The organism is Haemophilus parainfluenzae ATCC 33392, assembly GCF_031191205.1.
Taxonomy (GTDB): domain Bacteria; phylum Pseudomonadota; class Gammaproteobacteria; order Enterobacterales; family Pasteurellaceae; genus Haemophilus_D; species Haemophilus_D parainfluenzae.
Genome location: NZ_CP133470.1, coordinates 811,530 through 837,727, shown reverse-complemented (window position 1 = coordinate 837,727; position 26,198 = coordinate 811,530). Strand labels below are relative to the sequence as shown.

Genomic DNA, 26,198 nt, shown 5'->3' with positions numbered 1-26,198 from the left:
AACTGAATAATATTATTAAACACTTATTCACCTCCTAGAATTATAGATTTCATGTTTTTCTCATTATTTTCCAATTTTTTACTTGTAGCTTCACTCGCCATTGAATCGACTACTGCCCCAAATCTAACTGGTAAATATTTATAATCTTCGTATCCCCCACGATGGCGCAAGAGTCCTTGCTTGTGCCTATCAACTAAAAGTGCGGTCACAAAATCCAAAGAATTTTGAACATTGGTTCTCCCAACGTTTATGGGTAAAATTCGCAATGTTTTTATTAAGCAGCACCAGCGTGGACGCTGGCGCTATCATTGGGGAAACACTATTACTCCTTGCTAATCAGGATAGCGCTCATTAAAATCATAAAGACTATCTAGAAAATCATCAAAATTATTTGCCACAGGTAAAATAAGCCATTTTCCTATTTCATCGTTATATTCATCATGAATAACTAAAGAGATCTTTGGTTCTGATGTTGTAGGAGAATCTCTATAATCAAAGCATAACCAGTTTCCTTCAGATGTATGAGCAAATGAATACACATTTTCATATCCATCTTCATCTGAATAAATAAATTGATTGTAAATATTCTCATATTGGGAATTAAATCCATCAAATCCAAATGATGCTAAAGATTCTCGTTTATGATATAGATCATAAAAATCAAAAGTGTCTTGTTCAAACTTAGGATTATTATACCTAGTCATTAATTCTCTATAAGTATTTGGCAGAGTAATGTTGAATATAGATTGAAATTTCAATATGTTATTTATATCACCTTTTCCATCAAAAGACCAAATATCAATATTTCTAAACTTTTCTTTAACGTCTTTCACTTAATGCTCCAACGATGGCTCGCGTTTCCCAACGCGAGCCTAAACATCAATTTTATTTGATTCAGATTTTCACTATTTTTATGAAGAATTTCAGTTTGTTTATTTTTAGTTAGATACAAGTACACGCCAGAAGACGCACGCTATCTGAGAGCGAGCATCAGAAGAATTTAAACCTCATCTATAAAAGGAAAAAAATATTTAAATTTCTTCAATAAATAATTATTTAATTTAAGGTAATGAATGGCTTTATCCATTTCAACTGGCGCATCTACAATATTTTTATTTCTAATATAAGCAATACCATAAATAGAGTATTCCTCTTCAAGAGAAAAATAATTCCTCAATGAAAAACCTATCACTTCTGAGATCTTAAATAAGGGGCCATCGAAATCAGTAAGATCATAAATATACATAGGTATGTCATCTGTATTAGAGGTTTCAATTACCCTCAAAAGCCATAATTTAAACTCTTTTAAATCTATGGCTTGACAATACATACAACCTAATACGAAACTAAGATCTTGATCATTATCTTTATATATTTTCCACATATTATTTTCCTTTTTGGATATAATCTCCACCCACATGTTCTGTCTTTGAATGATCCCACTCTGGAGCTAATTGCATTCGTCCTGTGTCTTGATGATACCATGTATATCCATGGTATTTTAGCATCACCAGCATATAGATAATAAAAATATACAATTAAATATTATGATCAACCAATAATCATTTTATTTTATTTCTTAACTTTATTAACTCTGGTATAGGAATAACAAAACCAGCAATAAAAAACACAAAGACCACCTTGAATAGTAAGATATAATCAAATTCATTAAATTTAATATAATTTAAAAGTAGAAAAAAACCTACAAAAATAGAACCACAAAAAGACACAAAGATACCAGACCAAATTAAGAAAGATAAAGTTCTCATTTTTTATTCTCCTTATTATTCAACTCTTTTCCAACAGCCTCTGAAAAACGCTTTGAAAACTGACCACACTCTGTTTAAATAATAAATTCAATTCGTTATAAGTTACATTTTCCCTTATCCCACTTAGGATCTTGATAGCCACATTCAGCAGGGTAAAGATATATATACCCTTTAGTATTCATACATTCATCAAGATTTTTGTATCTTTTACCATTTATTTGATAGTTTTGTGGATAGTAGTGTAGATTTATATCGCCATACTTTCCTCCACAAGAAACAAGATTTTTCCATCTTTGTTTTGAGTTTGTATGTCCTAGTAGTTCTTTTTTTTGATACCCTGCAATTAATGGGTATTCTTTTCCCTTATCAACGCAATTAACCATTTTTGGAGTATAAAAACATCCATTTGAATACCAACATATTAATTTCCTGTTGGCGTATTTTTCATGATTCCTTCAAATTGCTTACCATCAACTGAATAAGATACAAATCCCAACACCAAAGAATATCACAGAAGTATTGTCTAACCATATCCTCTAAGCATTATAAGATTCACTTAAAGTAAAAAAACATAGATAACCTGCCGTTTTTTACAATATATTTGCCATAAAAAATAAGCGGTTATAGAATACCTACAGCAATCTGAAATTAATGAGATAAACTGGTATGAATAACATACAAAAGAAATATTTTATTGGCCTAACCCATTTTTTGGGAAATGTTCTCGGTCCTAAATACGAAGTCGTATTTCATTCTTTTGATAAGAATAAGGCTCATATGGAAGCCATTGCGAATAGCCACGTCAGTGGTCGAACGCTTTCTTCTCCGCTTAGCTCTTTTGCTTCAAGTTTGTTGCAGGATAAAGTGTATTTAGATAAGGATTTTATCTTTAACTACAAAGCGGTGGCAGATTCCGAAAAGGTCATTCGAGGTGCAACTTATTTCATTAAAAATGGGGATAAATTAGAAGGCATCCTTTGTATTAATCATGATACCTCTGAGTTGGTTGATGTGATGACTAAATTAATTTCATTAGAAAATCTTGGAAACTTCGTCAATATTTTAGGTATTGATGCGGCCTTTGCTGAAGTGGAAGAGGCCGAAATTATTAATAAAGAAAAACTCGAAAACTCTATCGAAGATATCCTTTGTGAATACCTTGATTTCACCCTATTACATTCCGATAAACCACTCAGTTTAAGACAGCGGGAAAACGCCGTTCAAGTCTTATTTGATAAAGGCATTTTCAATATCAAAGGTGCCATTCCGATGGTGGCGAAATATTTGAAAATCTCAGAACCTAGCGTATATCGCTACCTCAAAACGATCAAAGAGAAAGCATAAAGAAGTGCGGTTAAAAATCAGCGTGTTTTAACCGCACTTCTTTATTTTAATCATGTTATTAACCTACTACTGCAGGCAATACATCTAATTTGATTAGGAATGGGATACTCACAATAATAATCCCTAGAATTGAGACAAAGAGTAAGAACCCTGAACCACCCGGCACACGATAAGGTAAGTTTGGATGTTGATGGCGTGCTTTCCAAACCAATGCTGCTGGCAATACCACTGCATAGAAAGCAAACATTTGTCCTGCATAACCTAATGCAAGGATAAAACCTTCTGGATAGAAGAATGCAAAGAGCAATGGCGGAAGGAACGTTAAGAAACCTAAACTTAAACGGTTTGCAGAAAAATTGAATACACGTTTTAACAAGTCGTCAATACATTCTAGTAAACCTAGTGCGACCCCTAAGAATGAGGTAATCAGTGCTAAGGCAGAGAAGATTTTCACGACAGCCGCAATAATGGTGCTGCCTGTAATCACTCGAACGGCCTCAATCAATCCATTTAATGTTGGATCTTGATTAAGGATTTCTAAGAATCGGCTTTGACTTAACACGCCGTGAGTAGAAAATTGCCATAAAAGATAACCCACTAATGTGATTGCAGAGCCCATAATAATAGAAAATCTTAAGGCTTTTACATCACCTTCTAAATATTTATTTAAGCAAGGAATTGAACCGTGGAAACCAAAAGCAGTAAAGAAAACTGGGCTAGCTGAAATCAATAGCGCTTTATCAATTGGCATGGCCATTAAGTTATCGATTTTAATTTCTGGAATCATCAATCCAAGCACAATGAATAGCGCCGCAATCATCGTAATAAATAAGAAACGATTTAAGGCATCCACAAAGCTTGTGCCAATTGCTACGAAGATACCAAAGAAGATCGTAAATGCTAGGATGGAACCTTTCATTTTGAGATCAGGCGTCGCAAAATCAGGTAAAGTTGAAGCAAGAATTGCACCACCACCGGTTACATAGGCGGAAAGTAACGCATAAAGGAAAATCATTAATACGCTGGTTGCAATAATTCGTCCTGGTCGACCAAAATACTGTGCGGCAAGCGTGCCAATACCGGCATCATGTTCAGCTGTTTGATAAACCTCAACAAATAATAATGCGCTATAGGTGAGCAGAATCCATAAAAGAACAAGTAGAACAACTGTAAACGTGAAACCTATTCCTGCAGAGGTGAGAGGCATGGCAAGCATCCCTGCCCCAATCATCGTCCCTGAGGTAATCAAGGTACTTCCCAATGTTTTGTTCATAAGTTTTCTCCTTTCCGATTATCGTAGAAAGGCTAGTCACTTCCTTATTTGACAATACATCAAACCACAATGTCATTAGAATGTTTTCGCATTTTTCTCATTAACCAAATATTTTTTAGATACAAAAAGCCCTTACCCCGTTACTGAGGTAAGGGCGGTAGGCCTATTTTTGTTCAAAACGTGCTGTGAAGAAACGTAATTGTTTTGGTTCATACACGAAACGAAGCCCTTTAATATCCTCTTTATGTTTGAATAAGTGGATAATACCATCAGCAACTAAATCCATGTGTGCATAGGTGTAAACACGACGCGGAATAGTAATACGTACAGTTTCAAGTTTTGGATGATGGTTTTCGCCAGTTTTGATATCACGACCAGCTGAAATAATACCACGTTCCATTGTACGCACACCGCATTCAACATAGATTGCTGCCGCTAATGCTTGTGCCGGGAAGTCTTCTTCTTGTTTCAAATGTGGACAGAAACGACGTGCATCTAAGAACACCGCATGACCACCAATTGGTTCTACAATCGGTACACCCGCTGCTTTTAATTTTTCACCGAGGTAACGTACTTGTTTAACACGGTGTTCAATGTACTCTTCCTGAGTTGCTTCTTTCAAACCGATCGCCATTGCTTCCATATCACGACCAGCCATACCACCGTAAGACGGCATACCTTCGAACACCACAACCAATTCTTTCGCTTTCATGAATAATTCTTCATCATTCATACATAAGAAACCACCGATATTGGTTAAGCAGTCTTTTTTACCACTCATTGTACAACCATCTGCATAGCTGAACATTTCTTGAACGATAGATTTTATTGAACGATCTTGATAGCCAGGTTCTTGTTCTTTAATAAAATAAGCATTTTCAATACAACGAGTTGCATCGTAGAACACTTTAATGCCGTGTTTCGCTGTTAATTCACGAACGGCTTTCATGTTTGCGATAGAAACCGGTTGACCACCTGCTAAGTTTACTGTTACCGCCAAGCACACATAAGCAATATTTTCAGCGCCTTTTTCGTTAATTAATTTTTCTAATTTTTTAACATCAATATCGCCTTTAAATGGGATATCTAATGTCGCATCATGCGCTTCATCACGAATAATATCGTAGAAAATACCGCCATTGGCTTCTTGGTGGAAACGAGTGGTAGTGAAATACATATTACCTGGTACGTATTGACCCGGTTTAATAGCAATACGAGAAAGGATATTTTCAGCACCACGACCTTGGTGAGTTGGCACAATATGTTTGAAACCAAATAAGTCTTGAACTGTTTCTTCTAAATGATAGAAGTTGCGGCTACCTGCATAAGCTTCATCACCCATCATAATACCGGCCCATTGACGGTCACTCATTGCATTCGTACCGCTATCGGTTAAAAGGTCGATATAAACATCTTTTGAATCAAGTAAGAAGGTATTGAAGCCTGCCGCTTTCATTGCTTTTTCACGTTCTGCTTTTGGTAAGATTGAAACAGGTTCAACACTTTTAATACGGAACGGTTCTGCTGGATAGTATGCCATAATAAATCTCCTATTATGTTAGGTTTAAAGTCCATGATTATTAACCCGCTACTAAAAACATCTATCATCGAGTTGCAAGCATAGTACTTAATTTTTTTCTGCAATACTGTGATCAAAGTCACAAATCAATAAAATTTTATCAAATTTATGTAAAAAAATTTTTATTTGATAATTTTATATCAAAATATCATAAACATACTGATTTTTAGAGCAAGTAAACAAGCGAGTTGGACTAACCAGTTTTCTCAATAGAACAAGTGAACAGAAAAGGAATTGTGTTGCTGTCGAGATTGCTATGAGAGGGTGATATTTCGGTAGAAGAAGCATCAAAAATACAAAAAGTGCGGTCAATTTTTGAGAGGTTTTAAAACTCTTTGAAAATTGACCGCACTTTAATCCAACAATTTCTTTTGTATAAGTTTAAATATAGCTTACTCTAGCTATTAGAATGGAAGTATTGAATCGTTTTTTGATATAAAAACTTTGTCACACTCTTTGTTTAGATATAAATAATCATATATGTTTTTTTCTATCCAATTCTTATCTAAAGAATAAATCGCGTCTTTTTTAAAAGCCTCTTTAGGAAAGATAAGCACTATTTTTCCAGCCTTATAACCAGATATAGATAACAATCCAAGCGGTCTGTCAACATCCTCTGTTTCAAAGATAATAAAGTCCACGACTCGATCTGTGTAATAATTCTCACCCTTATTCTGGATAAAAACTCTAAATATATTCCCAGACCATAACAATTCATCTTCATATTCTTCTAATAAATAAAACATTGTCACACCTTAATTATCTCATTTTTGCATCATCAGTAAATCATTAATATTTATTATTACCTAAATAATATATTAATAAAAATAAAACAAATAGAGAAAGCCATATCTTTAAACTAAAGAATAAATGCTCTTTACTTACAAAAAAATCAATCTGATCAACATTACCCGTAATAAACCATGCATTTATATAAAAAATAAGTTGCAGAATGATAGTCATCAAAAAAGATCTTTTTAAAATAAGTAATAAATATCTCATGCCTACTTCTCTTTTTCTTTTAATTTATCATGTGAAATACAGTCCATAACTTTCAAACTTATGACCTCTCGTTCCTCATTTGTCTTATCAGGAAGATTTTTATATTTCTCATAACATGATTCAAAAATTTTTTGTTCCTCATATGGCCTTTCAGGTATCACATCACCATTCCAAAATCGAACAAAATGGCTATCAGAAGAAACACATGCAGTCAAAATACTACAAAGCAAAAAGAGACTGAGATTTATCTTACTCATTTTTTATCTCCCAATATTACCTTCATCATTCATGTAGCCTGTCTAGTTTTCTACCTACTATTTTTTAGAAAACGACTAAGATAAAAGCCAACTAATACACAAATAAATGATGCTGGATACCACTTTAATATAGATAAAATTTTAACTTTAGAAAAATCAAAGTTAAATTTATATAGAGAGTATAAAGTTGCCATAAAAATCAGAAACATTGATATTTTTATAATCTCAATAAAATCATTTTTTTTCATTATTTCCGTTCATTCTTAGATAGTGGTTCATTGGTCAATGTTGGCACTTGTGAACCAAATATTTACGCTTGGGCATCAATAAGCAAGAGTATGAATGACACACGATTCATGCTCCCTACCTGATTTTATCATCATATATCACAAGATAATAATTTACTTCTTCATACCAAAAATCAAATGAATAACCATCGCTATAACAGAAACGATGATAGATGCGATTGTGGCTTGTATGAAATCTCCTGTAAACTGTCCATAAATAAAATAATCAAACACACCAATAATCAATTCAAAAACAATAAAGCATAATAAGCAAGATAATAAATAAAAAATAAAATATTTCATCATTTACCACCTTATTTTTATTCATTCCAACCGCTCTAATCTCGTTTAAAAAAGAGAAAATATATCGGCAAAGCAACCACCTGAAATTTTAGAGACATAATTAAAGCTTCTTTCATAAGAACTACATATTGCAAATTATTTCTTCCCATATCGAACTGAACTATCACCATAAACAAGAAAAATATGAATGCAACAGCTATAAAAAATTTTAATATTTTTAAAATCATTATTTATATCTCTCCATCATTGATTATCAATCATTCTATAGATTATTTAAATATATAAATACTTATTTACTATTATTACCACATGTAAATTTATTTATAAAAAAGCAAAATAAAAACAATAAAAACAAAACCTGAAATAATTTAAATATTGATATCAAATCAATCTTATTAAAATTAAAATTGAACTTCGATAGCGAATATAAATATAAAAAACTAAAGCTAATAATGTTAATTTTAGAATTTTAAAAAATCACTTTTTCTCATTTAATTATGACCTTATTACAGTCTGTGTATGATATACAAATTAATATCCTTTTTCTTTCATGCAACTATCTACATATCCTATACGATCATCATATCCTTCTTTTTCATTAGGATATATTTTATAAGCCTTATCAAGACATTCTTTAATTGCACTCATCTTAGATTCGGAAGGACGAATACCATCATTCCAAAACCTAACTATGGGATCATTGACATCTGAAGTACAAGAAGTCAGTAGTGTAAATAAAGGTATTAGTATATTTTTTTTCATTTTCTTACTCATTATTTTATTACTTGAGATTTAACTTCAATTAGTGAAAATAAATTTTACAACATCTGATTTAATCACCTATTAAACCTCTCAACAATCATACCAAAAATTGCTCATTCTTGAACCAATTGAACAAGCCATTTGAACTAACTAATTTTCCAAATAGTCAAAGCAATCGTAAAAGGAATGCTTTTACACGCCGGATTGCATAAGTGCTTAGGCAAGCAATCCCGACAAAAATAGAGGAGTAGATTTATGAAATCTAAATTGATGAAAGGGTTAGTGATTGTTGCATTAGCAGGAAGCTTAACCGCTTGTGAAATGGACAGACAACAACGTCATACTGCAACAGGTGCAGCAATCGGTGGCGTAGCCGGTGGTTTATTAGGTGGTGATATTGCCACAACTCTAGGCGGAGCAGCATTAGGTGGCGTAATCGGTAGCCAAGTGAACAAAGGCGGAGACTACGATGACAGAGAATATCGCCATCATAAAAAACATAAAAGACATCACCACCACAGAAGACACAGTGATTGGGATGACAACTGGGATGATTAATTCAAAATACAGATAAAAACAACCGCACTTTTGAGATACAAATCAAAGTGCGGTCGTTTTTTTAGGGATTTTTATGAATTAATAAGGATTACCACCAACCAAGGAGTTTCATCCATAATCCACCCACACCAAACCAAATCACTAATGAAAGGATGGAAACAATAAAGCTCACGCCCCACCATTGACCAGTTGAGTTATAACCTGAGCCGTATAAAGCAGGGCCAGGACCACCAGCATATTGCGTTAAGCTCATGGATAATGTTGAGGTGTAACCTAAACCAATTGCAGCAATGATTGGTGGTGTACCCACAGCGATAGCCGCTGCCACAAAAGCAAGGTACATTGCGGAAATATGCGCCATGGCTGAAGCAAAGAAATAGCGGGTATAGAAATACACCAACACTAAAATAGTAAAGGCAACTGGCCAGCTGAAATCGCCCACAGATGCGGAAATGTGGGTGGAAATCCAAGTGATTGCACCGTATTTATTAAGCGCATTCGCCATCATGACCAATACCGCAAACCAGAACATCGTATCCCATGCGGTGGTTTCTGCCACGATATTTTTCCAGCTCATAATATTGGTTAATAATAAAATCACTAAACCAATAAATGCTGAAATTGTTGCAGGAATATGGAAGACTAAATCACCCACCGTCCAAAGGAATAAGAGAAGGATAAAGTCTAGAGCAAGAATCCATTCTGCTTTGCTCATTGGACCCATGCTTTTTAATTCTTCACGTGCCATTTCTGCCATTTTAGGCGTATCTTTTAATTCTGGCGGATAAATTAAATACACGAAATAAGGTAAGACAATTAAGCTCACAATACCCGGCACGATTGCCCCTAAGAACCATGTCATCCAAGTGATTTCTACACCTTGGCTTTTCGCAAGTTCTGCAATTAACGGGTTACCCGCCATCGCAGTTAAGAACATGGTACAAATAATGGTATCGATTTGAGAGACAGCAATCGCTAAGAATGCACCCGCACGACGAGCGGTTGGACCTGGTTTGGACTCATACGCATCAGCAATAGATTGCATAATTGGGTACATAATACCACCCCCACGCGCAGAAGCCGAAGGAATCCCCGGACCGATAACAACATCAGCCAACGCCATACCATAAGCCACACCCATCATTTTTTTACCAAAACGACCAACGAAGTACAGCGCGATACGTTTACCTAAACCAGTTTTAATTACTGCTCGAGATAAAAACATGGCAATAGCAATCAACCAAATTGTGCCATTAGCAAAGCCGGATAACATACCTACATCACCTTGTTTTGGTGAAATAGGTGTAAGTCCAGTCAAACCACTGATCACCAAGGCAACGAGCGTTGCAGCACCCATAGGCATTGCTTTAGCGATAATAGCCACAATGGTTGCCACAAACAGCGCTAGCATTCCCCATGCTTTAGCGGATAAACCTTCTGGTGTCGGGATTAACCAAATCCCTAAACCAACGATGATGGCAATCAGCAGCCCCTGCCATTTAAAGCCAAGTTTGACTTCTACTGCTGGAATTTTACTTTCCATAGGATAACTCCTAGATAAATGAACAAAAAAATAATTCATCACGTATAACGACCGTGACGCAATCGATTAAATAAGCGGATATAAAGATACCACTTATTTAGTATGAGTAAAGATTTAAGAGATGTTTTTAATAGAATTTGATAAAAACTTGATTCAGATTAAAAAATAGCTTTAAGAATGAAGAAATTGATTCACACGTTCAAGCACGGCTTTTCTCACGTTATCCTTTTCAAAAAGGATTTCATGTTTTGCCTGAAGTACAAGCATGGATTCTGCATGAGGAAAAAGTGCGGTCAATTTTTCAAGATTTTTGTTATCCACAATTTTTTCCTTTTCCGCTTGTAGGATAAGCACTGGTGTTTCCACTCTTGGAATGATTTTAGGGAGCGCTTTGATTGCATTTAAACACAAATGTACCCAACGGAAAGTCGGGCCGCCTAAGTGAATAGTAGCGCGTTTTCGATTAATTCGGTTCATCCATTTCATTCGCGTTTTAGAATGGCTGAGTTCATTAAGGTTTAAATCTGCCGGTTTGTAATGTCCTTTACCAAAAACATAGCGATGACCTTGACCAAATGCCATCATTGTTGCAATGATGACTTCATCTCGTAATGGATGTTTCATCGGAACACCAAAGAAAGGCGAAGAAAGCACAGCCTTTTTAATATGATGATCGTAATTGGCTAGATAATAGGTGGAAATCAAAGCTCCTAGGGAGTGGGCGAGAATATATTGCGCTTGATAAGCATAAAGTGCGGTCGTTTTTTCAATGATTTTTGCCATATCATCGGTATAAAAACGAAACTCATCTAAATGCCCTTTTTGAGGAATAATACGCTGTGAATAGCCTTGTCCTCGATGATCGAAAAGCAAAACATCATAACCTTGTTGGTAAAAATCATAAGCCAACTCAGTCCATTTGAGCATATTTTCTGCTCGACCATTCACCAAAATCATCAATTTTCTGACCGCACTTTCAGGCTGAACCAAATGACGATAAGCCAATTTGATATTTCGTTCGCCAGAAAGATATTGCGTCGGAAATTGCTCAAAAAAAGGCAATAACTCCGCAAGAGCAAATTGATGAAAATGAGGTTCTCTGATCATAATTTTTTAATAAAAAATAGTGTAGGGATAGAGATAATAGATATGACGATATAAGGTATCTTTAATTCGATCCAAGCATAGTGAAATAAGCTTGAAAGCTCAAGTGTATTTCCTAAATCAGTACTATCAAAGGTGATAAAAACTGAACCCAATAGCCATAAAAGCCCAAGCCATAAACAACCGATAATAAAGTAAGATAATTTCTGAGAAATAATAAAAGGAAACAATGCTAAAAACGCAACAGTTATCGTTGTAAATAATATATTAAACGTATATTCACAATGTGCCTCAGATAAGAATTCACCCGTGTAATCTTGGCATGTTGTTGCAAAGGTTTCAGGATAACCAAGGCGTGAAACAAACCAATATTGCAAAACAAATGTCATTAAAGAAATTGTAATAAAAACAAAGATAGATCGTAGCATATTATCTTTTGTAGTAATGAAAAGGGCGTAGTGAATACGCCCTTTGTCGTGAAAATAAAACTTATGCCACCAATTGTTTTAAAATGCGGCGAACTGGCTCTGCAGCACCCCATAATAATTGGTCACCCACAGTAAATGCCGCTAAGTATTCTGGACCCATTGCCAATTTACGTAAACGACCAACCGGTACGCTTAATGTACCTGTTACTTTAGCTGGAGTTAATTCACGTAATGTGGTTTCTTTGTCATTTGGAATTACTTTAACCCATTCATTATGTGATGCAATAATTTGTTCGATTTCTTCTAATGGTAAGTCTTTTTTCATTTTGATGGTGAACGCTTGGCTGTGGCAACGTAATGCACCAATACGTACACATAGACCATCAACAGGAATTGGGTTGTCACTTAAACCTAAGATTTTGTTGGTTTCTGCATAACCTTTCCATTCTTCTTTAGTTTGTCCAGTTTCAGGAAGAAGTTTGTCAATCCAAGGGATTAAGCTACCACCTAATGCTGTACCGAAGTTATCCGTTGGGAAGCTATCAGAACGCATTTCTGCTGTCACTTTACGTTCAATATCTAAAATTGATGAAGCGGGGTCTTTTAATTCGCTTGAAACCGCTTGCTCTAACAAGCCCATTTGTGAAATCAATTCACGCATATTTTTTGCGCCCGCACCTGAAGCCGCTTGGTAAGTTGCGACAGATACCCATTCCACTAAATCTTTTTCAAATAAACCACCGATAGCCATTAACATTAAGCTCACGGTACAGTTACCACCCACGAAAGTTTTAATGCCTTTTTTCAAGCCTTCAGAAATCACGTGTTGGTTTACCGGATCAAGCACGATAATTGCATCATCTTTCATACGTAGCGCAGAAGCGGCATCAACCCAATATCCGTCCCAACCTGTTGCTTTTAATTTTGGATAAACTTCATTGGTATAGTCGCCACCTTGGCAGGTTACGATAATGTCTAATTTTTTAAGTTCTTCAATGTCGAATGCATTTTTAAGTTCACCCGCCTCTTTTCCCGCAAATACAGGGGCTTTTTGACCTGCTTGAGAAGTGGTGAAGAAAACTGGATTAATATTGGCAAAATCTTGCTCTTGCACCATACGATCCATTAATACGGAACCGACCATTCCGCGCCAACCGATAAAACCGACGTTTTTCATGAATTTTTCCTTATTTTATGTTGTGTTGAATGGGTCTATTAATTACAGGCTTTACGCCACAAAATCAAGCTTTTTTAGAAAAAATGAGGCTTTGTTTAATTTTTCTCAATAAAAAATCCCCTTTCGGGGATTTATTGATTATTTATCTGCTTTTTTCGTGGTTTTCTTTACCGTTTTTTTCGGCTCAGATTTACCTTCAGATTTGACCGCACTTTTCTTTGTTGTGGTAGACTTGGTGGTCTTCTCTTTTGTGGTTGTGGATTTAGTTGCTTTTTTCTTTAGCTTTTCAGCTAAATTTGCCGCTTTCCATTCCTCAAATTTTTCAAGTAACACTTTACCCATTGGGCTTGGATCACCTGTAAATAAGGTTTGAAGGCCATTATTTTCAATGATATGATGGCGAAGTGCTAAACGTTCTTGATGATTTTCTGCTAAACGAATTGCACGTTCAACATATTCATCTACCGTATTTGCAATTAACCATTCTGGTAAACCTAAACGTTTGAATAACCCTTCATCAATATGTTCGTGAACTTCTGCACCAGTTTTACATATGCCCACTAAACCTAATGTCACCATATCAATAATGCCATTCGTATTCCCGAATGGGAATGGGTTTACCATCATATCGCAGTTATGCAAAATACGAAGATATTGATCATAAGGTGCATGTGGATGAGCTGTCGCATCATTGCCTAAATAAGACTTAATAAAACGCTCAACATAAGGATGGGTCACACCACTGGATTGACCTAAAGCAAAGTGGAAATGCACTTTAACATTCGCACGATCACGAATAGCCTTTAATGCCGCCAAGAAATATGGGTTAAGCTTCATTGTAGTTGAAGCAATACCAATATTCACCACTTCAGGATTTTCACGTAAGCGATATTCTACGTGTTGCGGTGCAAGCGCTGAAGGCACATAAGGTAAGGCATCTTTTGGTAAACGCAATAATTGCTCACTGAAGCATTTTTCAGAACCAACGTAGTCATCTTCTACAATTACATATTCAATAAAATCAGAATGTGTCGTCGCTGGATGGCCTAAAGCAATCACTTGAACCGGTGCAAGACGCGTATTACTTGCAAAAATGGTAGTTAAATCCATCCCAATACTTGGCATATAAAGAACGGCTGCACCATTTTTTTCACAAATCTCTTTTAATTCATTCAATTTACTAAAAATATTATCGCCTTTTAATAAATGGAATTCATCAAACACCGCTTGTCCTGCCGCATCTACTGCTTCATTACCCACACCAATTAAATGAAAACGCTCACGTGCAGCAATCATTGAAGTGGAATGTGTACGATAAATTGAATGGGATGAATGGAAATGCTCCAATAATACAACCATGACAGGTTTGCCATTACGTTCACCTAATTTAGTGACATCGCGATCTGTCCATCCACCTTCCAATAAATGACGGCGAATAACTTGGTTTAATGCTTTTTTCACCCAGTGTTTATTTTCAGCAATATCGTAGCTGCAATGCATATATACATCGTGTGAAATTGCACTCGGCACATTATTTAAGTTTTTAATCGTCGCTAATTTTTCAGGGAACCATTGTAAAAGCGTACCACGCTTAGAGAATGCTTGATCAGTACCGATAAAACGTGGTGATTGCAATGCAAAACAAAGGGATGCACATAATTCAGGATCTAAATTCCATAAAGCATCAAGATTAACATTCACATTAGATTCTGGCAGGTAAAAAATACAGAATTTAATTAATGATGATCTCGCATTATCTAAATGGAAATCGGATAAATTAGTTTTATCTGGATTGCGGTTATAAGTTTGCAAAACATGATCCGCATTCACAAAAGGTGATGATGCAAAAATCATATTAATCCAACGTTGTAAGGTAAAGAAACGTTGTGCTCCGCCTTCAGAAATATCTAATTTAGGATCAGAAAATAGCTCGCTCATTGCTACCGCTACACGGGTACAAAAATGCTTAATTTTATCTTGTACTAATTCATCATTTAATTGGCTAGGATAATCAATTTCAATGCCTTCAACGCCACCAAAATTAGTATCAATTTTGCTTAAAATATCGAGCAATTCTACGCAAGCTGCTTCATAATTTTTTGCCGCAACTTCTTGTTCAAAACGGATAACACTTGGTTGTTTTTGTGTTTCTGCCATTTTTTAATTCCTTTGGTAAAAAATAAATAAGATTAATAATTAACAGGTTCCCCAAAGATCGTATTCATCTGAATGGGTAATGGTTACTTTAATAAATTCGCCCACTTTCACAGGCGTGCCACTTAGATTTTCAATATAAACTAAGCCATCAACTTCGGGTGCATCGGCTTTTGTACGGCCGATAATACCTTCGTTATCAATTTCATCCACAATGACATCAAGCGTTTGGCCAATTTTTTGTTTTAATCGTTCAGCCGAAATTTCTTGTTGTAACTGCATAAAGCGGTGGAAACGTTCTTCTTTTACATCTTCAGGCACTTGATCAGCCATTTCAGTTGCAAGTGCGCCTTCTACTGGGCTAAATTTGAAACAGCCCACGCGATCAAGTTGTGCTTCTTTTAAGAAATCCAATAACATTTGGAAGTCTTCTTCTGTTTCACCTGGGAAACCTACGATGAAAGTTGAACGCAAAGTTAAATCTGGACAAATTTCACGCCATTGCTTGATACGCTCTAAAGTGCGGTCAATTTTTCCTGGTCTTTTCATTGCTTTTAAAATTTTCGGACTCGCATGTTGTAATGGAATATCCAAATAAGGCAATAATAAACCTTCCGCCATTAATGGGATTAAATCATCCACATGTGGATAAGGATAAACGTAATGTAAACGCACCCAAATACCTAATTTACCAAGCTGTTTACACAAGGTCATTAAGTCATTTTTAATTGGCATACCATTCCAGAAGGCCGTTTTCACGCCACCTTCTTTACGTTGCGTATCCATCGCATAAGCAGAAGTATCTTGTGAAACAACTAACAATTCCTTCACACCCGCATCAGCAAGACGTTTTGCTTCATCCAATACTTGAGTAATAGAACGGCTTTCTAAATCCCCACGTAATGAAGGGATTATACAGAATGTACAGCGATGATCACAGCCTTCTGAGATTTTCAAATAAGCGTAGTGTTTTGGTGTTAATTTCACCCCTTGTTTTGGTACAAGGCTGGTGTATGGATTATGCTCAGGTTTTGGTACGTATTTATGTACTTGTGCCATTACTGTTTCATAACTGTGCGGACCGCTCACTTCCAATACTTTTGGATGAACTTGGCGAATTTGATCTTCTTTCGCCCCTAAACAGCCGGTCACAATCACGCGTCCATTTTCTTCCAACGCCTCTCCAATGGCTTCTAGGGATTCCTGCACAGCACTATCAATAAAGCCGCAAGTATTCACAATGACCAAGTCCACATTTTCATAACTTGGCACAATGTTATATCCATCGGTACGTAATTCTGTCAGAATACGTTCAGAATCCACTAAATTTTTAGGACAACCTAAACTTACAAAGCCAATATTCGGCGTTGATTTTTGCATAAATTTATTCTCAGCTATCATCATCTTTCAAAACTTTAGATTTTACTCAATTTCAAGCCGAAAGGCGATAAATTAAAGGTAAATAGATTGTAAATTTGCCCATTAAAGTCCTTTTTCAGGTAGAATAATGCCCGTTTTTTTATTTACTCATATTCATTATTAACATGGAAAATTCTTTTCTTTTTTCGACCGCTCTTGAACAGACGGCTTATTTACTTATCCTAGGGAAAATGCTACTCGCACTTGTACTTGGCGGGATTATTGGCTTAGAACGTGAACTTAAGCACAAACCAGTTGGGGTCAAAACCTGTGCCATTATTGCGGTGACGACTTGTGTACTGACGATTGTCTCCATTCAAGCCGCAGAACATTATGCTCAAGTTTCAGATAATATCCGAACTGACCCTATGCGACTTGCCGCACAAGTAATCAGTGGCATAGGTTTCTTAGGTGCAGGGGTTATTTTGCACAAGAAAAATGATGCGATTTCAGGTTTAACCACTGCAGCAATTATCTGGGCAGCAGCGGCTATCGGTGTGGCAACAGGTGCAGGCTTTATTTTTGATGCGATTATTGCCACTTTAATGATTTTAATCGCTATCCGTATCAGCCCGATTGTGCAGCGTTATGTTCGTCGTAAAACCTATAAAAAACGTACTCGTTTAGCCATTCAACTAATCTCTGCTAGCGGCATCAGTAAAGTAACGGATTTATTATTGAAACATGATTACCGCATTGAAAATATCTCAGTAAAAGACCAAGCGAGTGGTGAAGTTCGCTTGCAAGTACGATGCTACAATATTGATAATGAAATGCTAAAAGATGTCTATACCCTGTTAAAAACAGAAGATGAAGTACTGAGTGTGGATGTAGAAAATTAAAATCAGCTAAAAATAACACATCACTTCTATCGTAAAACCACTATTTGCTAGATAAAAAGTTAAAAACTTAAACTGGATAACGTCATGAATTTACAAGACAATTTCGATCAGCATACGCCGATGATGCAGCAATATCTCAAGTTAAAAGCAGAAAATCCTGACATTTTGTTATTTTATAGAATGGGGGATTTTTATGAACTTTTTTATGATGATGCAAAAAAAGCGGCAGCGTTGTTAGATATTTCTTTAACTAAACGTGGACAATCCGCAGGTAATCCAATTCCCATGGCGGGCGTGCCTTATCACGCGGTAGAAGGCTATTTAGCAAAATTAGTGCAATTAGGTGAACCTGTAGCCATTTGTGAACAAGTGGGTGATCCCGCCACATCAAAAGGACCGGTTGAGCGAAAAATTGTGCGAATTGTGACACCAGGTACAGTGAGTGATGAAGCCCTTTTACCAGAACGCCAAGACAACTTAATTGTAGCGGTTTATCAGGAAAAAGAAAAATTTGGTCTAGCCACATTAGACATGACATCTGGACGTTTCCAGCTTTGTGAACCTCATTCAAAAGAAGCCTTGCAAGCTGAATTACAGCGTATTAATCCCGTAGAATTACTTTATTGTGAAGATTTTGCTGAAATGGCCATTATCGAACATTATAAAGGATTACGTCGTCGTCCAATTTGGGAATTTGAACTCAGTACCGCGATCTCAGAACTTAATCGTCAATTTGGTACGAAAGATTTACGTGCATTTGGTGTAGAAAAATCACCTCTTGGCTTGGCAGCAGCAGGTTGTTTATTGCAATATGCAAAAGAAACACAACGCGCTTCTCTGCCACATATTCAAAGTATTAGTGTTATTCAAAATAACGATAATATTCAATTAGATGCTGCAACACGCCGAAATTTAGAACTCACTCAAAATCTTGCGGGTGGTACAGAAAACACGCTGGCTTCGGTATTAGATAAATGTGTTACGCCAATGGGTAGCCGTTTGTTAAAACGTTGGATTCATCAGCCTATCCGTCAAACAGACATTCTATTAAAACGCCAAAAAACGATTGGTGAAATTATTGAGCAAGATTTGTATCACGAATTGCAGCCTTATTTGCAACAAGTGGGGGATATGGAACGGATTCTTGCTCGTGTAGCACTGCGTTCTGCTCGTCCTCGTGATCTCACACGTTTACGAACTGCATTAGAACAAATTGAACCGATAAAATCGCTGATTCATACAAAAACATCGTCAAATTTGACCGCACTTTCTGCACAAATTGATGATTTTTCCGCGCAAATCGAACTACTTAATAAAGCAATTATTGAAACCCCTCCGTTATTAATTCGCGATGGTGGCGTTATTGCTGAAGGCTATAATGCCGAATTAGACGAATGGCGAACCCTTTCCGCTGGCGCAACGCAATATTTAGAAAATTTAGAACAACGTGAACGAGAAAGCACAGGTATTGATACCTTAAAAATTGGCTTTAATGCGGTGCATGGTTATTACATTCAAATCAGCCAAGGGCAAGCTCATAAAGCACCGATTCATTATGTTCGTCGTCAAACCTTAAAAAATGCCGAACGCTACATTATTCCTGAATTAAAAGAATATGAAGACAAGGTTTTAAAATCAAAAGGCGCGGCGCTTGCTTTAGAAAAGCAACTTTATGATGAATTATTTGATTTATTGTTGCCACATTTAGGTCAATTACAGTTAACCAGCTTGGCATTGTCTGAATTGGATGTGTTAGTTAACCTCGCAGAACGAGCAGAAACCTTAAATTATGTTGCACCACAATTTAGTGATGAAATTGGCGTAAAAATTGAAAATGGTCGCCATCCTGTAGTGGAACAAGTCTTAAAAGATCCCTTTATTGCTAACCCTGTGAATCTCAATCAGCAACGTCATTTGCTGATTATTACTGGCCCAAATATGGGTGGTAAAAGTACCTATATGCGTCAAACAGCTTTAATTACATTGATAGCGTATATAGGCAGTTTTGTGCCAGCTGATAGTGCGGTTATCGGGCAAATTGATCGTATTTTTACTCGAATTGGCGCCTCTGATGATTTAGCCTCCGGTCGTTCTACATTTATGGTAGAAATGACCGAAATGGCGAATATTCTTCATCAAGCCACTTCACAAAGTTTAGTTCTGATTGATGAAATTGGACGCGGTACTTCTACCTATGATGGGCTTTCTTTAGCTTGGGCTTGTGCCGAATGGCTGGCAAAGAAAACTCGTTCACTTACATTATTTGCGACCCATTATTTTGAACTCACCGCACTGCCAGAACAAATTGAAGGCATTGCTAACATTCATTTAGATGCATTAGAACATAACAATACCATTGCCTTTATGCACGCTGTTCAAGACGGTGCGGCAAGTAAAAGTTATGGACTTGCTGTTGCAGCGCTGGCTGGTGTGCCTCAATCCGTTATTAAACTGGCGAAGCAAAAATTGCATCAATTAGAAAAATTGTCGGCACAAAATGGTGATCAACAAATTCAACATTTAAGAGCATTAAATCAACATCAAGGTGAATTGGCTTTTGAAGCAGAACCGGATGCTTTACGCGAAGCCATTGAGCAACTTGATCCAGATGAATTAAGTCCAAAACAAGCCTTAGCTTATCTGTATCAATTGAAGAAAATGCTGTAAGAAATAAAAAAGAGCGGTCAAAAAATTCATTATTTTTTATGACCGCTCTTTTATTTTCACTAATTTCTTAAAATCTCATAGATTTCAGAATCTTTTCTATCGAGATAATGGATGGATTGGATTTTACGAATGGTGCGTGATTTACCACGAATTAATAAGGTTTCTGTAGTTGCCAAGTTACCACGGCGAGAAATCCCTTTGAGTAATTCACCGTGCGTAATTCCTGTTGCGGCAAAAACAAGATTATCATCACGTACTAAATCTTCTAATTTTAAGATTTCATTGACCTTCACACCTAAGGCTTCACAACGTTGAATTTCTTCAGCGGCAATTTTACGATTTTCTTCTGTATCACCTTTCACTTCATTACGTGGAATAAGACGAGCTTGCATATCCCCACCTAATGCACGAATTGCGGCAGCAGCAGCCACGCCTTCAGGTGCACCACCAATACCATAAAGCATATCTACTTCCGCATCTGGTAAACAACATAAAACCGAAGCCGCCACATCACCATCTGGAATAGCCATCACGCGAATACCTAGATTATGCATTTGTTTAATCATTTCATCGTGACGTGGCTTAGCGAGCACCATCACGGTTAAATCCGATAAAGATTTACCTAAACGAGAAGCCACTCGACGAAGATTTTGTTCAATCGGTAAACTTAAATCAATCATGCCTTTCACTTCAGGACCGACGACTAATTTTTCCATATACATATCAGGCGCTTTTAAGAAGGTACGTTTACCACCAGCTGCCAATACTGAAATGGCATTTGATTGGCCCATTGCGGTCATTCTTGTGCCATCAATTGGATCAACCGCAATAGAAACGAGTTCACCATTACCTGACCCTACTTTTTCGCCAATATAAAGCATTGGTGCTTCGTCAATTTCTCCTTCACCAATCACAATTTCACCGTCCATATGGATTAAATTCAGCATATAACGCATGGCTTTGACTGCTGCATCATCCGCCGCATTTTTATTACCACGACCAAGCCAAGTGTAAGCAGCCAATGCTGCCGCTTCGGTTACTCTTGAAAATTCAATAGCTAATGCACGATTCATTTTTTCCCCCAATGCAAAAAGTCTCGTTATTTTATCATCAAGCAAACGTTTGCATAATAATTTTTGACAATAGGCTTTTAAAAATAGGATTAAGTGGGTAGAATAAAGCCATTTCGGACTATTTTAAAAAAGGAAATCACTATGTCTTTAGAAATTTTAGATCAGCTTGAAGAAAAAATTAAACAAGCAGTAGAAACGATTCAATTACTTCAACTTGAAGTAGAAGAGTTAAAAGAACAAAAAAATCAATCTCAACAATCAGTAGAAGCCTTGCGAAATGAAAATGAGCAACTTAAAAATGAGCACCGCAACTGGCAAGAACATATTCGTTCATTGTTGGGTAAATTCGACAACGTATAATGACTATAAAGGCTTAGAAAATCTAAGCCTTTTTTCTTATTAGGAAACAATATGAATATTTGCGTGATTTCAGGCAGCACATTAGGCAGCGCTGAATATGTAGCGGAACATTTAGAAGAGGTGTTAAAAACGCAAGGTTTTTCGACCGCACTTTTCCACGGACCAGAACTTGATGAGGTGATTGATGAAAATATTTGGTTGATTGTCACTTCTACACATGGTGCAGGTGAATTGCCTGATAATTTGAAACCACTCTTTGAACAAATTGCGGCATCAGATAAAGATTTATCTTCCCTCCGCTTTGCCGTTGTAGGCTTAGGTAATTCAGATTACGATACATTCTGTCATGCCGTAAATAAAGTCGAAACACAATTAAGTAAAAAAAGTGCGGTCAAAATCTGTGAGAGTTTAAAAATAGATGTCTTGCATGTTGATGATCAAGAACAATTTGCTGAAGATTGGCTGCCACAATTTATAAATGCACTTTAGTCATAATAAAGCGATAATTTGAGTTTATCGCTTTTTATTTATCCATATCCAAAAAAATCACCTGTGGATAACTTTAATAAAACCTGTCAAAAAAATGTTCTTTTCCACTGAATAAATATAAGGGTTGTTTTAACTGTGGATAAAATTGAAGGTTATCCACAAGAAAAAAACGTCAAACTGATGACATTTCAACACAGTCTAAAATGATCTAACGTCTTCATTTAAAAAAGGAAAAGGATCTTATTCACAGCGTAAAAGGATCCTAATAGTAACAATAATAAGATCTTTATATATAAATAGATCTTATCTTTATTATCTCTCGATCTTCTCTCATCACAAATTGAATTCTTGCTTTCAAGCACACGGAATTTTCAGTAGAATAGCGCCTATTTTTAGATCGAAGATCAAATTGAAGACGAAGAGAGAGATATGTTTTACACCGAAAATTATGATGTGATCGTTGTTGGTGGCGGTCATGCCGGGACAGAAGCCGCATTGGCACCAGCACGCATGGGATTAAAAACCCTGTTATTGACACATAACGTTGATACCCTTGGACAAATGTCATGTAACCCCGCTATTGGTGGTATTGGTAAAGGCCATTTAGTGAAAGAAGTGGATGCCATGGGCGGTTTAATGGCGCATGCTGCAGATAAGGCGGGGATTCAATTTCGTACTTTAAACAGCAGTAAAGGACCTGCTGTACGCGCAACTCGTGCTCAAGCTGACCGCGTGTTATACCGTCAAGCTGTACGCATCGCACTAGAGAATCAACCTAATTTAGATATTTTCCAACAAGAAGTAACCGATATTTTAGTTGAGCAAGATTGCGTTTGTGGTGTGGAAACCAAAATGGGGCTTAAATTCCGTGCTAAATCGGTGGTTTTAACTGCCGGTACTTTTTTAGCGGGTAAGATCCATATTGGTTTAGAACATTATGAAGGCGGTCGAGCTGGTGATCCGGCATCCGTTACACTTTCTCATCGTTTACGTGATTTGAATTTACGCGTTGATCGTTTAAAAACCGGTACACCACCGCGTATTGATGCACGTACAATCAATTTTGATATTTTAGCTAAACAGCATGGTGATGAGGTGTTGCCTGTGTTCTCTTTTATGGGATCAGTGGATGATCATCCTCAACAAATTCCTTGTTATATCACCCATACTAATGAACAAACTCATGAAGTGATCCGTAATAACTTGGATCGTAGTCCAATGTATACCGGTGTGATTGAAGGAATCGGTCCGCGTTATTGTCCATCTATTGAAGATAAAGTGATGCGTTTTGCGGATCGTAATTCACATCAAATCTATTTGGAACCAGAAGGCTTAACCAGTAATGAAGTGTATCCAAACGGGATCTCTACTAGTTTGCCGTTTGACGTACAAATGGGTATTGTGAACTCCATGAAAGGTTTGGAAAAAGCTCGTATCATTAAACCAGGTTATGCCATTGAATATGATTATTTTGATCCGCGTGATTTAAAACCTACTTTAGAAACTAAATCTATTTCTGGTTTGTTCTTTGCGGGTCAAATTAATGGTACAACGGGTTATGAAGAAGCGGCGGCACAAGGTTTATTAGCAGGGATTAACGCAGGTCTTTATGTACAAGAAAAAGAGGCATGGTATCCACGTCGCGATCAATCCTATACTGGCGTATTGGTGGATGACCTTTGCACGCTTGGTACCAAAGAACCGTATCGCGTATTTACTTCTCGTGCGGAATACCGTTTGTTATTACGTGAAGACAATGCAGACATTCGTTTAACGCCAATTGCCTATGAATTAGGTTTGATTGATGAGGCTCGCTGGGCTCGCTTCAATCAAAAAATGGAAAATATCGAACAGGAACGCCAACGCTTACGCAGCATTTGGTTGCATCCGCGTTCTGAATATTTAGAAGAAGCCAATAAAGTACTTGGTAGTCCACTTGTGCGTGAAGCAAATGGTGAAGATTTATTGCGTCGTCCAGAAATGACCTACGATATTTTGACTTCTTTAACGCCATACAAACCGGCAATGGAAGACAGAGAAGCCGTAGAACAAGTAGAAATTGCTATTAAGTATCAAGGCTATATTGAGCATCAACAAGAAGAAATTGAAAAACAAAAACGCCACGAAAATACAGCTATCCCGGCTAACTTTGATTACAGTAAAGTGTCTGGTTTATCTAATGAAGTACGTGCGAAGTTGGAACAGCATCGTCCAGTTTCCATTGGTCAAGCCAGCCGAATTTCAGGTATAACTCCTGCGGCAATTTCAATTATTCTGGTGAATTTGAAAAAACAAGGTATGCTAAAACGCGGCGAATAATGTTTAGAAATGAAAAGTGCGGTTAATTTTGACCGCACTTTTTTATATGCTTAACTTAAAAAAGTTATTAGTGATCGAGAGCTTGTTTCACCGCCACATCCAGTCCTGCTGTTGGGCGGCCAAGCAATTTCTCAAGGGTTTTGTCTTCTGAGAATAACGCACCGTTTGACGCATCCACATCCCATTGTGCAATTAAGCCTGCAAAGCCTTCATCTAATCCTGCTTGTACAAGTGCTGCAGCATAATCTGCTGCAGGAATATCCACGTAAGGGATATCTTTACCTGTTTGTTTGCTGATTTCTGCTGCAAGGTCAGCTAATGTCCAGCTGGTTGATCCGGCAAGCTCGTAAGTTTGGTTTTCATGACCTTCACTTAATGCAACATTTACCGCTGCTTCAGCAAGTTCTGCACGGAGTACAGACGAAATTTTGCCGTTTTTTGCTGAACCGTAGAAAGCATTGTTTGCTAATGCTGCTGGAATTGAAGCTGTGTAGTTTTCGGTGTACCAACCATTGCGTAAAATGGTGTAAGTAATGCCCGAAGCTTTTAATGCTGCTTCAGTTTCAACGTGCTCACCAGCAAGGGATTTTACGGTATTGTCGTTGGTCGCGCCGAGTAAGCTGGTGTAGATAATATGTTTCACGCTGGCTTTTTTCGCTGATTCAATTACATTGTTGTGTTGTACAAAACGCTGACCGATTTCATTACTTGATACCAAAATTAATGTATCTACGCCTTGTAATGCTTCTACTTGTCCTTCTGTTTTTGAATAATCAAATTTGCGAGCTTCTACACCTAAAATTTTTTCTGGAGAGCGTACAAGCGCAAGAACGTTTGCTTGTTTTGCTTTTAATAAGTCTAATGCGATTGCGCCAAATTGACCTGTTGCACCAGTAATTGCGATAGTTTTAGTTGTCATGATGTTTTCCTTCTCGTTAAGTTGAAATGATATTTGAACATTTGATTGTTCGCTTGATGTGGCGTATTATATTTCAATACTTACTTTTAAGAAGTACTTACATAAACGTAAGTTTTGGAATTTTTAAAAAAATAATTTTTAACTTGTTGATTTTTAAGGAATTAAAAATGAAAAAAAATTTAAATCGTGGGAATGTTCTGGCTTCAGCTTGCCCTTCTCGCCAAATTTTGCAACATTTAACCAGCCGTTGGGGCGCATTGGTGTTGGTGAGTTTGCATTCTGGTACCAAGCGTTTTAGTGAACTTCGTCGAGCCATTGATGGTGTAAGCGAACGTATGTTGACTAAAACCTTGCAAGAACTGGAAGCAGACGGCATGTTAATCCGTAAATCCTATAATACCGTGCCGCCGCAAGTGGATTACACATTAACAGAATTTGGAGCAGAGGCTTCTAATAAGATGTTTGAGTTAGTGGATTGGTTGGAAACAAATTTAGGGAATATTTTGGCAAGCCAGAAGAAATAATGTTTCAAGGTAGGCATTTTCAAGTAGAATGACGACAAACAGACAA

Annotated in this window: 26 protein-coding genes; 8 read left to right on the top strand and 18 right to left on the bottom strand. The window is 36.8% G+C overall.

Translation table 11 applies throughout. The features are described from left to right. Positions 1 to 332 precede the first annotated feature (332 nt). From RDV53_RS04115 to RDV53_RS04105, 4 genes are all read right to left on the bottom strand, one after another. Positions 333 to 833, bottom strand: coding sequence for an SMI1/KNR4 family protein (locus RDV53_RS04115; RefSeq protein ID WP_005694986.1), 501 nt, complete (start codon positions 831 to 833; stop codon positions 333 to 335). 167 nt (positions 834 to 1,000) lie between these two features. Next, positions 1,001 to 1,384: a hypothetical protein gene (locus tag RDV53_RS04110; protein WP_032822482.1), complete on the bottom strand. Its 384-nt coding sequence runs from the start codon at positions 1,382 to 1,384 to the stop codon at positions 1,001 to 1,003. A 1-nt stretch (position 1,385) separates the two neighbouring features. After that, on the bottom strand, positions 1,386 to 1,508 hold the full coding sequence (locus tag RDV53_RS10230; RefSeq protein WP_373464350.1) for an HNH endonuclease: 123 nt from the start codon (positions 1,506 to 1,508) through the stop codon (positions 1,386 to 1,388). Positions 1,509 to 1,864: 356 nt separating this feature from the next. Beyond that, the gene (locus RDV53_RS04105; protein ID WP_005694982.1) at positions 1,865 to 2,152 is read right to left on the bottom strand and encodes a hypothetical protein; all 288 of its coding nucleotides are present in this window, start codon (positions 2,150 to 2,152) and stop codon (positions 1,865 to 1,867) included. A 283-nt stretch (positions 2,153 to 2,435) separates the two neighbouring features. On the opposite strand from RDV53_RS04105, the gene RDV53_RS04100 reads away from it, so the two are divergent. Next, positions 2,436 to 3,113 (top strand): helix-turn-helix transcriptional regulator, encoded by a 678-nt coding sequence (locus tag RDV53_RS04100; RefSeq protein ID WP_005694981.1) that lies wholly within the window; start codon positions 2,436 to 2,438, stop codon positions 3,111 to 3,113. 58 nt (positions 3,114 to 3,171) lie between these two features. Here the strand turns inward: RDV53_RS04100 and RDV53_RS04095 are convergent, their stop codons facing one another. From RDV53_RS04095 to RDV53_RS04070, 6 genes are all read right to left on the bottom strand, one after another. Continuing rightward, positions 3,172 to 4,386, bottom strand: coding sequence for an aromatic amino acid transporter (locus tag RDV53_RS04095; protein ID WP_005694980.1), 1,215 nt, complete (start codon positions 4,384 to 4,386; stop codon positions 3,172 to 3,174). A gap of 163 nt (positions 4,387 to 4,549) precedes the next feature. Continuing rightward, complete coding sequence (locus RDV53_RS04090) at positions 4,550 to 5,926, bottom strand: tyrosine phenol-lyase (RefSeq protein WP_005694979.1); 1,377 nt, start codon at positions 5,924 to 5,926, stop codon at positions 4,550 to 4,552. A 443-nt stretch (positions 5,927 to 6,369) separates the two neighbouring features. Next, entirely contained in the window at positions 6,370 to 6,711 is a 342-nt protein-coding gene (gene imm45 / locus RDV53_RS04085) for an Imm45 family immunity protein (protein ID WP_005694978.1), read from the bottom strand. A gap of 258 nt (positions 6,712 to 6,969) precedes the next feature. Beyond that, positions 6,970 to 7,224, bottom strand: coding sequence for a hypothetical protein (locus RDV53_RS04080; RefSeq protein WP_005694976.1), 255 nt, complete (start codon positions 7,222 to 7,224; stop codon positions 6,970 to 6,972). A 401-nt stretch (positions 7,225 to 7,625) separates the two neighbouring features. Further along, the gene (locus tag RDV53_RS04075) at positions 7,626 to 7,817 is read right to left on the bottom strand and encodes a hypothetical protein (RefSeq protein ID WP_005694974.1); all 192 of its coding nucleotides are present in this window, start codon (positions 7,815 to 7,817) and stop codon (positions 7,626 to 7,628) included. A 528-nt stretch (positions 7,818 to 8,345) separates the two neighbouring features. Then, on the bottom strand, positions 8,346 to 8,588 hold the full coding sequence (locus RDV53_RS04070) for a hypothetical protein (protein WP_005694971.1): 243 nt from the start codon (positions 8,586 to 8,588) through the stop codon (positions 8,346 to 8,348). A gap of 243 nt (positions 8,589 to 8,831) precedes the next feature. Here RDV53_RS04070 and RDV53_RS04065 point away from each other — a divergent pair, with 243 nt between their 5' ends. Then, positions 8,832 to 9,134, top strand: a complete 303-nt coding sequence (locus RDV53_RS04065; protein WP_005694970.1) for a YMGG-like glycine zipper-containing protein — start codon at positions 8,832 to 8,834, stop codon at positions 9,132 to 9,134. Between the two features lie 88 nt (positions 9,135 to 9,222). Here the strand turns inward: RDV53_RS04065 and RDV53_RS04060 are convergent, their stop codons facing one another. From RDV53_RS04060 to rimO, 6 genes are all read right to left on the bottom strand, one after another. Then, positions 9,223 to 10,677, bottom strand: coding sequence for a DASS family sodium-coupled anion symporter (locus tag RDV53_RS04060; protein WP_005694969.1), 1,455 nt, complete (start codon positions 10,675 to 10,677; stop codon positions 9,223 to 9,225). Positions 10,678 to 10,848: 171 nt separating this feature from the next. Next, a complete protein-coding gene (locus RDV53_RS04055; protein WP_005694968.1) occupies positions 10,849 to 11,784 on the bottom strand; it encodes an alpha/beta fold hydrolase in 936 nt (311 codons plus the stop codon). Beyond that, positions 11,781 to 12,158: a hypothetical protein gene (locus RDV53_RS04050; protein ID WP_309202411.1), complete on the bottom strand. Its 378-nt coding sequence runs from the start codon at positions 12,156 to 12,158 to the stop codon at positions 11,781 to 11,783. Before RDV53_RS04050 ends, RDV53_RS04055 begins: the two co-directional genes overlap by 4 nt. Positions 12,159 to 12,270: 112 nt before the next feature. Next, on the bottom strand, positions 12,271 to 13,386 hold the full coding sequence (gene asd, locus RDV53_RS04045; protein ID WP_005694966.1) for an aspartate-semialdehyde dehydrogenase: 1,116 nt from the start codon (positions 13,384 to 13,386) through the stop codon (positions 12,271 to 12,273). A 138-nt stretch (positions 13,387 to 13,524) separates the two neighbouring features. Beyond that, positions 13,525 to 15,543 (bottom strand): UDP-glucose:protein N-beta-glucosyltransferase, encoded by a 2,019-nt coding sequence (locus RDV53_RS04040; RefSeq protein ID WP_005694965.1) that lies wholly within the window; start codon positions 15,541 to 15,543, stop codon positions 13,525 to 13,527. A gap of 39 nt (positions 15,544 to 15,582) precedes the next feature. Then, complete coding sequence (gene rimO / locus RDV53_RS04035) at positions 15,583 to 16,920, bottom strand: 30S ribosomal protein S12 methylthiotransferase RimO (protein ID WP_032822487.1); 1,338 nt, start codon at positions 16,918 to 16,920, stop codon at positions 15,583 to 15,585. A 164-nt stretch (positions 16,921 to 17,084) separates the two neighbouring features. Between rimO and RDV53_RS04030 the strand changes: the two genes are divergently transcribed. Continuing rightward, the gene (locus RDV53_RS04030) at positions 17,085 to 17,801 is read left to right on the top strand and encodes an MgtC/SapB family protein (RefSeq protein ID WP_005694963.1); all 717 of its coding nucleotides are present in this window, start codon (positions 17,085 to 17,087) and stop codon (positions 17,799 to 17,801) included. 84 nt (positions 17,802 to 17,885) lie between these two features. Next, positions 17,886 to 20,468, top strand: coding sequence for a DNA mismatch repair protein MutS (mutS, locus tag RDV53_RS04025; RefSeq protein WP_005694962.1), 2,583 nt, complete (start codon positions 17,886 to 17,888; stop codon positions 20,466 to 20,468). Between the two features lie 59 nt (positions 20,469 to 20,527). On the opposite strand, the gene glpX is transcribed toward mutS, so the two are convergent. Further along, positions 20,528 to 21,541, bottom strand: coding sequence for a class II fructose-bisphosphatase (glpX, locus tag RDV53_RS04020; RefSeq protein ID WP_032822489.1), 1,014 nt, complete (start codon positions 21,539 to 21,541; stop codon positions 20,528 to 20,530). Between the two features lie 141 nt (positions 21,542 to 21,682). On the opposite strand from glpX, the gene zapB reads away from it, so the two are divergent. The 3 genes from zapB (at position 21,683) to mnmG (ending at position 24,709) form a co-directional block, all read left to right on the top strand. Beyond that, positions 21,683 to 21,901, top strand: a complete 219-nt coding sequence (zapB, locus tag RDV53_RS04015) for a cell division protein ZapB (protein ID WP_005699085.1) — start codon at positions 21,683 to 21,685, stop codon at positions 21,899 to 21,901. Positions 21,902 to 21,952: 51 nt separating this feature from the next. Further along, a complete protein-coding gene (gene mioC / locus RDV53_RS04010) occupies positions 21,953 to 22,390 on the top strand; it encodes an FMN-binding protein MioC (protein WP_005694958.1) in 438 nt (145 codons plus the stop codon). Between the two features lie 429 nt (positions 22,391 to 22,819). Then, the gene (gene mnmG / locus RDV53_RS04005; protein WP_005694957.1) at positions 22,820 to 24,709 is read left to right on the top strand and encodes a tRNA uridine-5-carboxymethylaminomethyl(34) synthesis enzyme MnmG; all 1,890 of its coding nucleotides are present in this window, start codon (positions 22,820 to 22,822) and stop codon (positions 24,707 to 24,709) included. Positions 24,710 to 24,776: 67 nt separating this feature from the next. Here mnmG and RDV53_RS04000 read toward each other — a convergent pair whose 3' ends face one another. Continuing rightward, on the bottom strand, positions 24,777 to 25,628 hold the full coding sequence (locus RDV53_RS04000; protein WP_005694956.1) for an SDR family oxidoreductase: 852 nt from the start codon (positions 25,626 to 25,628) through the stop codon (positions 24,777 to 24,779). 167 nt (positions 25,629 to 25,795) lie between these two features. On the opposite strand from RDV53_RS04000, the gene RDV53_RS03995 reads away from it, so the two are divergent. Continuing rightward, complete coding sequence (locus RDV53_RS03995; RefSeq protein WP_032827498.1) at positions 25,796 to 26,152, top strand: winged helix-turn-helix transcriptional regulator; 357 nt, start codon at positions 25,796 to 25,798, stop codon at positions 26,150 to 26,152. Positions 26,153 to 26,198 lie beyond the last annotated feature (46 nt).